The organism is Lacunisphaera limnophila (assembly GCF_001746835.1).
Taxonomy (GTDB): domain Bacteria; phylum Verrucomicrobiota; class Verrucomicrobiia; order Opitutales; family Opitutaceae; genus Lacunisphaera; species Lacunisphaera limnophila.
The window spans coordinates 2,834,584-2,848,004 of record NZ_CP016094.1 but is presented as its reverse complement, the minus strand read 5'-3'; the positions used below and the strand labels follow the sequence as shown (position 1 = coordinate 2,848,004).

Annotated in this window: 6 protein-coding genes and 1 riboswitch; of the genes, 3 read left to right on the top strand and 3 right to left on the bottom strand. The window is 67.2% G+C overall.

Going from position 1 to position 13,421, the window contains the following annotated elements; translation table 11 throughout:
* Positions 1-173: 173 nt before the first annotated feature.
* On the bottom strand, positions 174-1,976 hold the full coding sequence (locus tag Verru16B_RS11910; protein WP_069962487.1) for a DEAD/DEAH box helicase: 1,803 nt from the start codon (positions 1,974-1,976) through the stop codon (positions 174-176).
* 150 nt (positions 1,977-2,126) lie between these two features.
* A riboswitch (cyclic di-AMP (ydaO/yuaA leader) is annotated at positions 2,127-2,298 on the top strand.
* A 115-nt stretch (positions 2,299-2,413) separates the two neighbouring features.
* On the opposite strand from Verru16B_RS11910, the gene Verru16B_RS11905 reads away from it, so the two are divergent.
* Positions 2,414-4,423 carry an APC family permease gene (locus Verru16B_RS11905; protein ID WP_069962486.1) on the top strand — a complete coding sequence of 670 codons (2,010 nt, stop codon included), beginning with the start codon at positions 2,414-2,416 and terminating at the stop codon, positions 4,421-4,423.
* 9 nt (positions 4,424-4,432) lie between these two features.
* Complete coding sequence (locus Verru16B_RS11900; protein WP_083270313.1) at positions 4,433-5,884, top strand: DEAD/DEAH box helicase; 1,452 nt, start codon at positions 4,433-4,435, stop codon at positions 5,882-5,884.
* A gap of 109 nt (positions 5,885-5,993) precedes the next feature.
* Here Verru16B_RS11900 and Verru16B_RS11895 read toward each other — a convergent pair whose 3' ends face one another.
* Both Verru16B_RS11895 and Verru16B_RS11890 read right to left on the bottom strand, forming a co-directional pair.
* Entirely contained in the window at positions 5,994-7,100 is a 1,107-nt protein-coding gene (locus Verru16B_RS11895) for an AIR synthase related protein (protein ID WP_069962485.1), read from the bottom strand.
* 77 nt (positions 7,101-7,177) lie between these two features.
* Positions 7,178-9,091 (bottom strand): amidophosphoribosyltransferase, encoded by a 1,914-nt coding sequence (locus Verru16B_RS11890; protein WP_069962484.1) that lies wholly within the window; start codon positions 9,089-9,091, stop codon positions 7,178-7,180.
* Between the two features lie 331 nt (positions 9,092-9,422).
* On the opposite strand from Verru16B_RS11890, the gene purL reads away from it, so the two are divergent.
* Positions 9,423-13,406, top strand: a complete 3,984-nt coding sequence (gene purL / locus Verru16B_RS11885; protein WP_069962483.1) for a phosphoribosylformylglycinamidine synthase — start codon at positions 9,423-9,425, stop codon at positions 13,404-13,406.
* Positions 13,407-13,421: the final 15 nt, after the last annotated feature.

Genomic DNA, 13,421 nt, shown 5'->3' with positions numbered 1-13,421 from the left:
TGGTGGAGCCTGCGCGCCACCGATTCAAGATCTACGATCACAGGTAAACTGCGCCTCGTCGCCAGCCGGGCTGCACCCACTGATCAACTCGGGGCTTCGCGGGGGGTTTGAAGTCAACGAAGCCTCCTTCGTTTCCTTCGCCCCCTTCGCGAGCAACCAACCGGGTCCGCGCCTCACCCCGCCGGCGGTGGCACGACAGCCAGCTTCAAGGACTGGTTCTTGATCCGGATGCCGGCCAGCTTGGTCACGACCAGCTCGGCGTGCTCGCTCACCACATCCACGAGGGTGTGGTCCTCGTTAATGTCGATCGCCCCCACGACGTTCGCCGGCAGGCGCGTGACGCCGGCGATCTTGCCGACCAGATCGGCGGGGGTCACCAGATGCTGACGGCCGATATTGAAGGAAACGACCGAGTAACCCGGCTCGCGCCCGGTGCGCGGCTTGCGCTCATAAGTCCGTTTCTGCGCGGCGAACTTGTCGCCGGAGGGCGGACGGGCCGCTTCGACCGGACGCACCGCGGCGGACGCCGGGCCCTCGGGAGCCGCGGCCACAGGGGCGGGCGTCGCCGCGGGCGGCGGATCACGGCGGACGGGAGCCGGACGCGGGGCCGGCGCCGACGGCGCCGGGCTCTCGTTGGCCGCGATGTGCTCCGCGCGAACCTTGGCCGTCTTCTTGGCCGGCTCCTCGACGTCACCCTGCATGAGATGGATCAGCGCCGAGGCAATGTCCGTGCTGGTGTGCCCCTGCTCCAGCAGGCGGTCCACCATCTGGTCGTGCGACTTGAATTTCTTCTCCTCCAGCGTGGCGCGGAGTTTCTCGTAGAACACGTTGCCCTTGGCCTCCTCGACCTCGTCGAGTGACGGCACGCGTTCGCGCCGAATCTTCAGCCGAGCGTAGTTGATCATGCCCTGCAACTTGTAGATCTCGCGGCCCGACACGAAGGTGAAGGCCATGCCCTTCTTGCCCGCACGGCCGGTGCGGCCAATGCGGTGCGTGTAGTCCTCGGCATCGTTGGGCAGGTCGAAATTAAACACGACCTCGAGGTCGTCCACATCCAGGCCGCGGGCGGCCACGTCGGTCGCGACGAGGAACTCGAAGCCGCGGCGGCGGAACTTGTCCATCACCCGCGTGCGCTGCGCCTGCGTGATGTCGCCGTGCAGGCGGTCGGTCGAGTACCCACGGGCGTGCAGGTGCTCGTCGAGCTCGTCCACCATGATCTTGGTGCTGCAGAAAATGATGCCGAAACGGAAATCGTGCAGGTCGATCAGGCGCGTGAGCACCTCGATCTTCGAACGGCGGTCCACTTCAAAATAGATCTGCTCCACCTGCGGGGCGTTCTGCGCCAGGGACTCGATGCGGATCCACTCCGGGTCGCGGGTGTAGCGCTTGATCAGCTCCTGGATGGCGTGCGGCATCGTCGCCGAGAAAAACAAACACTGGCGCTGCTCGGGCACCGACTTGAGCACGTGCTCGATGTCGTCACGGAAACCCATGTCGAGCATCCGGTCGGCCTCGTCCAGCACGATGACCTTCAGCGCGTCGAGCCGCAGCGTGCCGCGCTCCATGTGGTCCATGACGCGGCCCGGCGTGCCGATCACGACCTGCGCCCCCGCCGCCAGCGCGCGGAACTGCCGGTCATAACTCTGGCCGCCGTAGATCGGCACTTCCATCAGGCCCTTCTTGAAGAGGGCCAGCTTGCCGAATTCCTCGGCCACCTGCACCGCCAACTCGCGGGTCGGGCAGAGCACGAGCACCTGCACCTTCTTGAGCGACACGTCGACCTTCTCGATCGCGGGGATGGCAAACGCCGCCGTCTTGCCCGACCCCGTGGCCGACTGGCCCACGACGTCGCGCCCGGCCATGCCGAAGGGGATGACCGCGGTCTGGATGGGCGAGGCTTCCTCGAATCCCATCTTGTCCACGGCTTTCAAAATCTCGGGCGAGAGGCCCAGTTCACTGAACGGACGTTTTTCCATGGCCACAGCGTGCCCCGACCGCCGGCAAAATGAGAGATTAAAGTTCAGTTTCGTAAAAATGAGCCTCCATCCGTCCGGCCGGGCGCGACTTACACCGTCTGGGGGATCCTCACCCTTGTCGGGGGCCAGCCGATTTGCATTCTCCGCCACGTTCTTTCACCGCCTAAGGCAACGCCGCTTCCTCGGCGTTTTCACGGGGGACCCAAATTCCACCGCGCTCGCGCGCGGCGGACGGGGCGCATGGTCGCGGGCAACCGCGAGCAAGGTCACTTCCTAGGACCTAGCCCGTCAGCTAACCTCGTCGGCAATGGGAAGGGTGATCCCCTAGGGCAACGGCTTTGGCCGCTGTCCCCACGGTCTCCCCAATTCAACCGCGACCGTCCACCGAATCGGGAACACCGCTTCGAGGGCGGGCGCATGTCGGAGACAACAAACCTATGCCTGCCTCGACCATCCTCGGGTCGTTGAAATCCCTCATCGTCGGTCGCGCGCGTTCGCTGACCGACCGCGACCTCTTTCACAAGGTGTCGCTCGCCGCCCTCTTCGCCTGGGTCGGCCTTGGCGCCGATGGCCTCTCGTCCTCCTGCTATGGCCCGGAGGAAACCTTCCGCACGCTTGGCGCCCATCCCCACCTCGCGGTGTTCATCGCCCTCGCGTCGATCATCACGATCACGGCCATCTGCGCCAGCTATTCACAGATCATCGCTCTGTTTCCCAGCGGCGGCGGCGGCTATCTCGTGGCGAGTAAGCTCCTCTCCCCTGCGGCCGGTGTAGTCTCCGGTTCCGCCCTGTTGATCGACTATGTCCTGACCATCACCATCTCCGTGGCGAGTGGCGCCGATGCGCTCTTCAGTCTCCTGCCGCCGGCATGGCTGGCGTGGAAGCTACCCTTCGCCCTGGCCGGTGTGGCCGGCCTCACCGTGCTCAACCTGCGCGGAGTCCGCGAATCCGTCATGATCTGGGTGCCCGTCTTCTTCGTCTTCATCGGCACCCACGCCTTCGCCATCCTCTACGCGTTGTTCTCCCATGGTCCGGAACTGGGCGGTGTGGCCGCTGCGACCGTGCAGGAGGTCCGCACCGTCAGCGGCGAACTCGGCTGGATCGGCCTTCTCGCCATCCTGCTCAAGGCTTACAGCATGGGCGCGGGCACCTATACCGGCATCGAGGCGGTCAGCAACGGCCTGCCCATTCTCCGCGAACCGCGTGTCCGGACCGGCCGTCGCACCATGCTCTACATGGGCGTGTCCCTGGCCGTCACGGTGGGCGGCCTGCTCCTCGCCTACCTGCTCTATGCCGTGACCCCGGTGGCGGGCAAGACCCTCAACGCGGTTCTCTTCGAGAAAATGACCGCCGGCTGGGGTGCCACCGGCACGGCCTTCGTCTTCACCACCCTCGCCGCCGAGGCCGCGCTGCTCTTCATCGCCGCGCAAGCGGGTTTCCTCGACGGTCCACGCGTGCTGGCCAATATGGCCCTCGACCGCTGGTTCCCCGCCCGGTTCGCCAACCTGAGCGACCGCTTTGTGACCCAAAATGGCATCCTCCTCATGGGTGGCGCCGGCCTGCTGATGATGGTCATCACCCGCGGCTCCGTCGCCCTGCTGGTCGTGCTCTATGCCATCAACGTCTTCATCACCTTCACCCTTTCGCAGCTCGGCATGGTACGGCATTGGTGGCGCGAGCGGCACACCGAGCCCGCGTGGCGGCGCAAGCTCGCGGTTAACGGCTTCGGCCTGGCGCTGACTTCGTTCATCCTGGTCTCGCTGACGCTCGTCAAATTCCACGAGGGCGGCTGGGCCACGCTGCTCGTCACCGGCCTGCTGACCGCCACCGCCTTCGCCATCAAGCGCCACTACCGGGGCGTACAGCACCAACTCCGCCGGCTCGACACCCTGGTGGAGTCCAGCGCCGCGGACACCGCTCAAGTCGGCCAGTCCAGCTCCACCCTGCTAAAACAGGACCGCACCGCCATTCTCCTTGTCAATGGCTACAATGGCCTCGGCCTGCACACCGCGCTGCAGGTGCCGCGCATGTTCGGCGACAGTTTCCGCAACTTCGTTTTCCTGCAGGTCGGCGCCGTGGACGCCGGCAACTTCAAGGGCATGGCGGAAATCGAGGCGCTGCGCACCCACACGGCGGCTGAAGCCGAACGCTACGCGGCCTGGGCCCGACGGCATGGCTATGGCGCGGCGACCTTCACCGCCGTGGGCCACGATGTCACCGAGGAGGTGATGACGCTTGCCACCCAGGCGGCGGCCCAATTCCCCAACCACGTCTTCTTCGCCGGCCAACTGCTCTTCGCTCAGGAAACCCGCCTAACGCGCTGGCTGCACAACCACACGGCCTTCATGTTGCAGCAGCGCTTCTTCCGCGCCAGCCTGCCGTTCGTGGTTCTGCCGCTCCGCGTGGGTGAGGATTTGCCTCGCGTTGAGCCGCAAATGGCCGGCTAATGACCCGCTATGCCATTTTCCAAGCTCGGGCTGCCGCCCTCCCTCGTCAACGGTGTCAAAGCCATGGGCTACGTTGACCCGACGCCCATCCAGCTGCGCGCCATCCCGGTCGTGCTCGGCGGCGGCGACCTGATCGGCTCGGCCCAGACCGGCACCGGCAAGACCGCCGCCTTCGCCCTCCCCGTCCTCGCCCGCCTCGGCAAGCACGAGCCCCGCGGCCCGCGCGTCCTCGTCCTCGAGCCCACCCGCGAACTCGCCGCTCAGGTCGAGACCGCCTTCCGCGACTTCGGCCGCTTCACCGACATCCGCGCCACCGTCGTCCACGGCGGCGTCGGCTACGGCCGCCAGCGCAGCGAGATCCAGGCGGGCACCGACATCGTCATCGCCACGCCCGGCCGCCTGATGGACTTCCTCAACGAGAAGACCCTCCGCCTCGACAACCTCAAGATCCTCATCCTCGACGAGGTCGACCGCATGCTCGACATGGGCTTCGTCAAGGACGTGAAGAAGATCATCGCGATGTGCCCGCGCGAGCGCCAGACGCTGTTCTTCTCGGCCACCGTCCCGCCCGAGATCGAGGAGGTTGCCCGCTTCGCCCTGCGCAATCCCGCCCGCGTCGAGATCGGCGTGTCGCGCACGGTCAACAAGTCGGTCACCCACGCCTTCTACCCGGTGCCGATGGGCCTCAAGTTCGACCTGCTCGTCGCCCTGCTCGAGAAGACCGACTTCCAAAGCTGTCTGGTCTTCTCCCGCACCAAGCACGGCGCCGACAAGATCGCCCGCAAGCTCAAGGCCGCCAACCACTCCGTCGCCGTCCTCCACGCCAACCGCTCGCAGTCGCAGCGCGTCGAAGCCCTCGAGGGTTTCAAGTCCGGCAAATACGAGGTAATGGTCGCCACCGACATCGCCGCCCGTGGCATCGACGTCGCCGGCGTCTCGCACGTTATCAATTACGACATCCCGGCCAACCCCGAGGATTACGTCCACCGCATCGGCCGCACCGGCCGCGCCATGGCCGTCGGCGACGCCTTCACCCTCACCACGCCCGACCAGACCGGCGAGATCCGCGACATCGAGCGTTTCATCGGCCAGAAGGTCCCGCAGCTCAAGCTCGAGGGCTTCAACTACGCCGCCGCCCCGAAACCCGCGATGGGTTTCCAGGGCGCGGCACCCGCCCACGGTCAACGCCCGGCCCACGGCCACGGCGGCGGTCGCGGGGGCCAGGGTGGCGGCCGCGGCGGCCAGGGCGGTTACGGCGGTGGCCGCGGCCACCAGCCCGCCCGCGAGCAGAAGTTTTTCCAGCCGTCGAGCCAGGCCCAGGCTCCCGCGCCTCGCCCGGCGCAGCCCGGCCAGTTCACGCCGCAAGGTCAGGCCCCCGCCCCCGGTGGTGGCGGTCACGGCCAGCCGCCCGGCCCGCGCAAGTTCGGCGGCCTCTCGCGCGGCCGCTGGAACCGGCGCTGAGTCCTGGCTTGGTTGCCTCGTTGTAGGGCGGGGTCGCTGAACCCCGCCTCGCACGTGGCATCACTTTCGGACAAAGGCGGGGCTCGGCGACCCTGCCCTACAAAAACGCTCACCGCACCTGCAGCGTGTCGCCGGAGTACTCGAGGCCCAGCGATGGGATGACAACCGCCTTGCGCGTGCCGTCCTTCTTCACCTTGCCGGCCACCCAGGCCTCGTGCCCTGCCGCCTTGGCGGCGGCGAGCGTCGCCTCCACGGCGGACGGCGCCACGTAGGCGGCGAAACCGACGCCCATGTTGAAGGTCGCGTAGGCCTCGCGCAGATCGATCGGGCCGGCCTCCATCAGGAATTGGAACAGGGCCGGAATCGGGCGCGGCTCCGTGATCTCGTAGACAAACGGCTCCTCCAGCCGCATCAGCTTGCGCCAGCCGTGGCCGGTGACGTGTGCCACATAGTTCAGCTTCACGCCGGCCTGCTGGCACTTCACCACGAAATCCACGTAGATGGCCGACGCGGCGAGCAGGGCCTCGCCGTAGGTGCGCCCGTCGCCATGACCGATCGGGGTCTGGTAACCCTGCGGCAGCCGCTCCGCGATCAGGCGGCACAGGCTCAGCCCGTTCGTCTGCACGCCCGTGGAGGCTAGGAAAATGATCGCGTCGCCGTCCTGCACGTCACCCGTGATGCGCTGCGTCTTCGGCACGATCTTGCCCACGGCCGAGCCCGCGAGCACGATGGCGTCGGGATGCACGATGCCCTTGAGTGTCGGGGTCTCGCCGCCGCCCCAGACCGCGCCGGCCCGGTGACAGCCCTCGGCCCAGCCGTCCACCAGCGCCTGCATACGCACCGCGTCGGTGAACCACTCCGAGGCGCCCACCGCCGCGTGCATCGCGACCGAGATCGGGCGCGCGCCGCAGGTGATTAGGTCGTTGACGATGGTCGCGACGGTATCGATCGCGATCTCACGGTAGAAACACTTCCCCGTCTGGGCGTACACGACGTCCGCCACGAGATTCTTGGTGCCGAGACCTTCCTCGACGTGCGCGAGGTAGTGGTCGCCCGCCTCCATCAGGTAGCAGCTCTCGCCGCGGGTTGTCGCCGGCTCGGCGTAACCGTGGGAGGTCAACTCGTTCGCCGTGGTCCGCGCCGCCTGCTGGCACGCGCGCTTGAAGGCATCGAGCTGGTCGTAACGGACACCGGAACTTTCGTAGCTTAATGACATGGGAAAATCGCTGAAGCGCGGAGGGGCTGAGTCACGGAATTCATGGGATCTATTTCCGTGATTCCGCGGTTCCGCGATTAATAACTCCGGCCCTCCGCCTTCTCGAAGTAGTTCACGAAGGCCTGGTTCACGACGCGGAAGCCGCCGGGCGTCGGGTAGTTGCCGGTGAAGTACCAGTCGCCGCTGTGGTTGGGCAGCGCGCGGTGCAGGTTCTCGATGGATTGGAAGATGATCTCGATCTCACCCTTCCAGCCATTCGCCGGCGGGGAAACCAGCTGCGTGATCCGGGCGGAGATCTCGTCGGCCGTGAAGGGCTCGTAGATCTTCTTCACGTGGTTGACGGGTATCTTGCCCGGCGACTTCAGCTCCTCGCGGCAGAGGCGGTAGACTTCCTCGATGACCGCGGCCTGGCCGCGCTCCTTCAGCAGGGTGATGGCGGCCTCGAAGGCCACAAACTTGCCGATCTCCGACATGTCGATGCCGTAGCAGTCGGGATAGCGGATCTGCGGGGCGGTCGAGGCGATGATGATTTTCTTCGGATTCAGCCGCTTCAGGATGCGCAGGATCGAGCGACGCAGCGTCGTGCCGCGCACAATCGAGTCGTCGACGCACACGAGATGGTCCTTCGGCTGTACCACCCCGTACGTTATGTCGTAGACCAGCGAGGCGAGGTTGTTGCGCGACTTCTCCTGGCTGATGAAGGTGCGGAGCTTCACGTCCTTGGTGATGAGCTTCTCGCCGCGCGGCCAGTTGTTGAGGATCAGGTCGTCGACCAGCGCCTCGGAGATCGTGCCCGCCTTGGCGGCGTCGAGGAGCGTCTGCTTCACCTCGGCGCGACGCCGGAAGCGCAGTTCGCTCATCAGACCAAAGTAGGCCACCTCGGCGGTGTTCGGGATGAAGCTGAAGACCGAGTTCTCGAGGTCGCCCCCGATCGAGCTGAGGATCCGGTCGGCCAGGCCGGCGCCGAGGGCCTTGCGCTCGCGGTAGATGTCGGCGTCGTTGCCGCGCGAGAAATAGATGCGCTCGAAGGTGCACTGCGTCTTGGGCAGCTCGGCCGTGATGCGCTCGACCTGCACCGCGCCGGACTTTTTCATCACCACGGCGCAGCCGGGCTCCACCTCGCTGACCTGCGCAGCCTCAAGGTCGAACACCGTGCAAAGCGGGGCGCGCTCGGAGGCAAAGGCCACGACCTCGTCGTTCTCAAACCAGTGGCAGGGGCGGATGCCCGAGGGATCGCGCGCCACGAAGGCGTCACCGTTGCCCACCAGGCCGGCAATCGCGTAACCGCCGTCCCAGTTCGCCGCGGCCGTGCGCAGCACGCGGGCCGGGTCCAGCTCGGCGTTGATCCGCCGGGAGATCTCATCGCCGGGCAGCCCCTGGCTGCGCAATTCCCGGTAAAGCATCTCGTGCTCATCATCCAGGCAGAAGCCGATGCGCTCGAGGATGGCTTGGGTGTCGGTGGCGAAGATCGGGTGCTGGCCGATCGCGATCAGGCTGTCGTTCAGCTCCGCCGTGTTCGTCAGGTTGAAATTGCCCGCCAGCATCAGGTTGCGGGTCGGCCAGGAGCTGCGGCGGAAAAAGGGGTGGCAGGAACTGAGGTTGTAGCCGCCCGAGGTGCCGTAACGCAGGTGGCCCAGGTAGAGCTCGCCGCAGAAATCGAACTTCTGCTTGGCCGTCTCCGTGAACTCCGGGTGCACCGCGCCGTCGGCCACCAGCTGGTTGTAGCGGGTGAGCAGCGCCTGGAAGATCTTGTCGAGGGGGTTGGTCTCGACGTTGCGCTCGCGGAACATGTACGGGTCGCCGGCCGGCACGTCGAACTTCACGCAGGCCACGCCGGCACCATCCTGGCCGCGGTTGTGCTGTTTTTCCATCAGGAGGAACAGCTGGTTGAAGCCCCACAGCGGGGTGCCGTACTTTTCCTGGTAGTAGGCCAGCGGCTTCTTCAGCCGCACCAACGCGATGCCACACTCGTGGGAGATGAATTCGCTCATGACTGCGGCTCCTTCGGGTTCATCAGGCCCTGTCCTTTGGTCACACTGCGCCCGGCCGGAAGGTTTTTACTGGGCTTGGGACGGGCAGCGGGATGTGTCACAGCATTAAAGACGTTTATTCCGCCAAGCCCCGGGGTTTCGTCAACGGCTTTCTCCGCCCACCTCCCCGAACCATGCCTTTGGGTAACGGATTTCACGAATGGGCACGGATCAGAACCCCGGTTCACCTGCATTCGTGTAAATCCGTGTCATCTGTGGCGGAATCCTTGGGCACCTCCCCGTTACCCCGCTTGACGCGCCCGGCCGGTTCATGAGTATCCCGTTTCCGACCATGCTGATCCTTCGCGGCTCGCCTGCCCTCTCCCCCTTCCGCCTGCAAAAACTCCTGGCGGACCTCGTCACCGCCGGCCTGCCCGCCCAAGCCGTCAGCGCCGAGTTCGTCCATGTCGCCGAGGTCGCGGGTGAACTCACCCCGGATCAGCAGGCCGTCCTCACCAAGCTCCTGACCTACGGCCCCCGCCGGGCCACCACCCCGCTCAGCGGCCTCGTCCAGGTCGTGGCCCCCCGCCCCGGCACCATCTCGCCGTGGTCTTCCAAGGCCACCGACATTGCCCGGCTCTGCGGACTGACGGCCATCACGCGCATCGAACGCGTCATCGCCTACACCATCGACTTCGGCGGCGCGGCCCCGACCTTCCCCCTCACCAGCCTCGACGCCGCCCAGCTCCAGGTCCTGCAGGCGAAGCTGCATGACCGCATGACGCAGGCGGTCTTCGGCGACCTCGCGGCCTGCGCCGCGCTCTTCCGCCACGAGCAGCCGCGCCCCCTGAGTTCCGTTCCCGTGCTCAAGGCCGGTCGCGCCGCCCTCGTCGTCGCCAACGCCGAGCTCGGCCTCGCCCTCGCCGAGGACGAAATCGACTACCTCGTCGCCGCCTTCACCAAGCTCGGCCGCGACCCGAATGACATCGAGCTCATGATGTTCGCGCAGGCCAATTCCGAGCACTGCCGCCACAAGATCTTCAACGCCACCTGGGAAATCGACGGTTCCGCCAAGGACCAGTCGCTGTTCCAGATGATCAAGAACACCTATAAGCTGCACAGCGACGGCATCCTCTCGGCCTACAAGGACAACGCCGCCGTCTTCACCGGCTCGCGCGGCGGCCGCTTCTTCGCCGACCCGCTCACCCACGAATACGCCGCGCACGACGAGGACATCCACATCCTCTGCAAGGTCGAGACCCACAACCACCCGACCGCCATCTCTCCCTACCCCGGCGCCGCCACCGGCTCCGGCGGCGAGATCCGCGACGAGGGTGCGACCGGCCGCGGCTCCAAGCCCAAGGTCGGCCTCGTCGGCTTCAGCGTCTCCCACCTCCGCCTGCCCGGTGCCGTCCGCCCCTGGGAACAGGACCACGGCAAACCCGGCCGCATCGTCTCCGCCCTCGACATCATGCTGGAGGGCCCGCTCGGCGGCGCCGCCTTCAACAACGAGTTCGGCCGGCCCGCCATCAACGGCTATTTCCGCACCTTTGAACAGGAAGTCCCCGGCGCCAAAGGCGCCGAACTCCGCGGCTACCACAAGCCGATCATGCTCGCCGGCGGCCTCGGCAACATCCGCGCGGAGCACGTCCAGAAGGGCAAGATCAACCCCGGGGACCAGCTCATCGTCCTCGGCGGACCCGCCATGCTCATCGGCCTCGGCGGCGGCGCCGCCAGCTCGATGGCCAGCGGCCACGGCAATGAGGATCTCGATTTCGCCAGCGTGCAGCGCGACAACGCGGAGATGGAACGCCGCTGCCAGGAAGTCATCGACGCCTGCTGGGCCCTCGGCGCGGACAACCCCATCTCCTTCATCCATGACGTCGGCGCCGGCGGCGTGTCCAACGCCCTGCCCGAGCTCGTCAACGACGGCGGCCGCGGCGGCAAATTCAACCTGCGCCAGCTCCCCAACGACGAGCCCGGCATGACGCCGCTCGCCATCTGGTGCAACGAGTCCCAGGAACGCTACGTCCTCGCCGTTCCCGCCGCCCGCCTGCCCCAGTTCACCGCCTTGTGCGCCCGCGAGCGCGCCCCCTTCGCCGTGGTCGGCGAGGCGACCGAGGCGAAGAGCCTCGTCGTCGAGGATCCGCATTTCTCGAACACGCCCATCGACCTCCCGCTCGAGGTCCTGCTCGGCAAGCCGCCGCGCATGCACCGCCAGGAAACCACCCTCACCCGGCCGCAGCACCCGCTCAACCTGCGCGGGGTCACGATCCTCGAGGCCGCAAAACGCGTGCTCCAGCACCCGGCCGTCGCCGACAAGACCTTCCTCATCTCCATCGGCGACCGCTCCCTCGGCGGCCTGATCGCCCGCGACCAGATGGTCGGGCCCTGGCAGGTGCCCGTCGCCGACTGCGCCGTCACCGCCGCCACCTACGACGTCTACACCGGCGAGGCCATGGCCATGGGCGAGCGTACCCCCGTCGCCGTCAACAACGCTGCCGCCTCGGCCCGCCTCGCCGTCGGCGAGGCGCTCACCAATCTCGCCGCCGCCCAGATCGGCGACCTCGGCAAGGTTAACCTGTCCGCCAACTGGATGGCCGCCCCCGCCGTCCCCGGCGACGCCGCCGACCTCTATGCCGCCGTGCAGGCCGTGGGCCTTGAGCTCTGCCCCGCCCTCGGCATCACCATCCCCGTCGGCAAGGACTCGATGAGCATGTCCACCGTCTGGCAGGACGGCAGCCGGCAACAACGCGTCACCGCCCCCATCTCCCTCATCGTCTCCGCCTTCGCCGCGGTGACCGACATCCGCCAGACCCTGACCCCGCAGCTCCGTTACGATCCTGTAGCCGGGGTCGCGGAGCCCGGAGTTTCCGACGCCGGCGAGGCGAGCGACCGTCAAAATCTCGGCGACACCGTCCTCCTCCTGATCGACCTGGGCCGCGGCAAGCACCGCCTCGGCGGCTCGATCCTCGCGCAGGTCGTGTCCCAGATGGGCGAAGCCACACCCGACGTGGATAGCGCCACGGACCTCAAGAATTTCTGGCACGCCATCCAGCAACTCGGCCGGGACGGCAAGCTGCTCGCCTACCACGACCGCTCCGACGGCGGCCTGTTCGCCGCCGTCACCGAGATGGCCTTCGCCGGCCATACCGGCGTGGATCTCGATCTCCCGCACCTGCACGATCCCTTCGCCGCCCTCTTCAACGAGGAACTCGGCGCCGTGCTCCAGATCCGCGAGGAGGATTTCGATGACGTCTACCTCGTCCTGCGCGAGCACGGTTTGAAGGCCTGCGTCTCCCGCATCGGCACGCTGAACACCCACCGCGCCCTGCGGGTGCGGCAGTCGGGCAAGGATCTCTTCAACGAGAGCCTCGTCACCCTCCGCGGCTGGTGGTCCGACGTCACCCACCGCATCGCCGCCCTGCGCGACAACCCCCAGGCCGCCGACCAGGAACAGGCCCTGCGGCTGGATCCCGCCAACCCCGGCATCCGCCCGGTCGTCACCTTCGACATCCTTGCCGCCGCGGCGCAGGTTGCCGGCCTCAAGTCTTACGCCACCCGCCCGGCTGTCGCGATCCTGCGCGAGCAAGGCGTGAACGGCGAGGTCGAGATGGCCGCCGCCTTCACCCGCGCGGGCTTCCGCGCCGTGGATGTGCACATGACCGACATCCTGAGCGGCCGCGTCAGCTTGATGGATTTCCGGGGCCTGGCCGCCTGCGGTGGCTTCAGCTACGGCGACGTGCTGGGCGCCGGCGAGGGCTGGGCCAAGAGCGCCCTGTTCAACGAGCGCGCCCGCGCCGAGTTCGCCGCCTTCTTCGCCCGCGAGGACACCTTCGCGCTCGGCGTGTGCAACGGCTGCCAGATGATGAGCAACCTCAAGTCCATCATCCCCGGCGCGGAGCACTGGCCCCGCTTCGTGCAAAACCAGAGCGAGCGCTACGAGGGGCGCCTGGTTTCCGTGCAGGTGGCCAAGAGCCCCAGCATCCTCTTCAAGGACATGGAGGGGTCCGTCCTCCCGATCGCCGTCGCCCACGGCGAGGGCTACGCCGAGTTCACGGACCGCGCGGCCGCCGAGGCCTTCAGCGCCTCGGGGCTAGTCGCCGGCCGCTTCGTCGACAACCACCACCAGGTCACCGAGCACTACCCACTCAACCCCAACGGCTCCCCGCTGGGCATGACCGCGCTCACCACGACCACCGGCCGCGTCACGATTTTGATGCCCCACCCCGAACGCGTCTTCCGCTCCGCCTGCATGAGTTGGTCCCCCCGGGACTGGCCGGAAGACAGCCCCTGGATGAAGCTCTTCTACAACGCCCGTACCTGGGTGGGCTGAAGTCGGTTTGCGCCG

What these genes read in the sequence shown, in the direction of transcription:
- Verru16B_RS11910 (WP_069962487.1), bottom strand. Translation starts at nt 1,976, where the DNA reads ATGGAAAAACGTCCGTTCAGTGAACTGGGCCTCTCGCCCGAGATTTTG.
- Verru16B_RS11905 (WP_069962486.1), top strand. Translation starts at nt 2,414, where the DNA reads ATGCCTGCCTCGACCATCCTCGGGTCGTTGAAATCCCTCATCGTCGGT.
- Verru16B_RS11900 (WP_083270313.1), top strand. Translation starts at nt 4,433, where the DNA reads ATGCCATTTTCCAAGCTCGGGCTGCCGCCCTCCCTCGTCAACGGTGTC.
- Verru16B_RS11895 (WP_069962485.1), bottom strand. Translation starts at nt 7,100, where the DNA reads ATGTCATTAAGCTACGAAAGTTCCGGTGTCCGTTACGACCAGCTCGAT.
- Verru16B_RS11890 (WP_069962484.1), bottom strand. Translation starts at nt 9,091, where the DNA reads ATGAGCGAATTCATCTCCCACGAGTGTGGCATCGCGTTGGTGCGGCTG.
- purL (WP_069962483.1), top strand. Translation starts at nt 9,423, where the DNA reads ATGCTGATCCTTCGCGGCTCGCCTGCCCTCTCCCCCTTCCGCCTGCAA.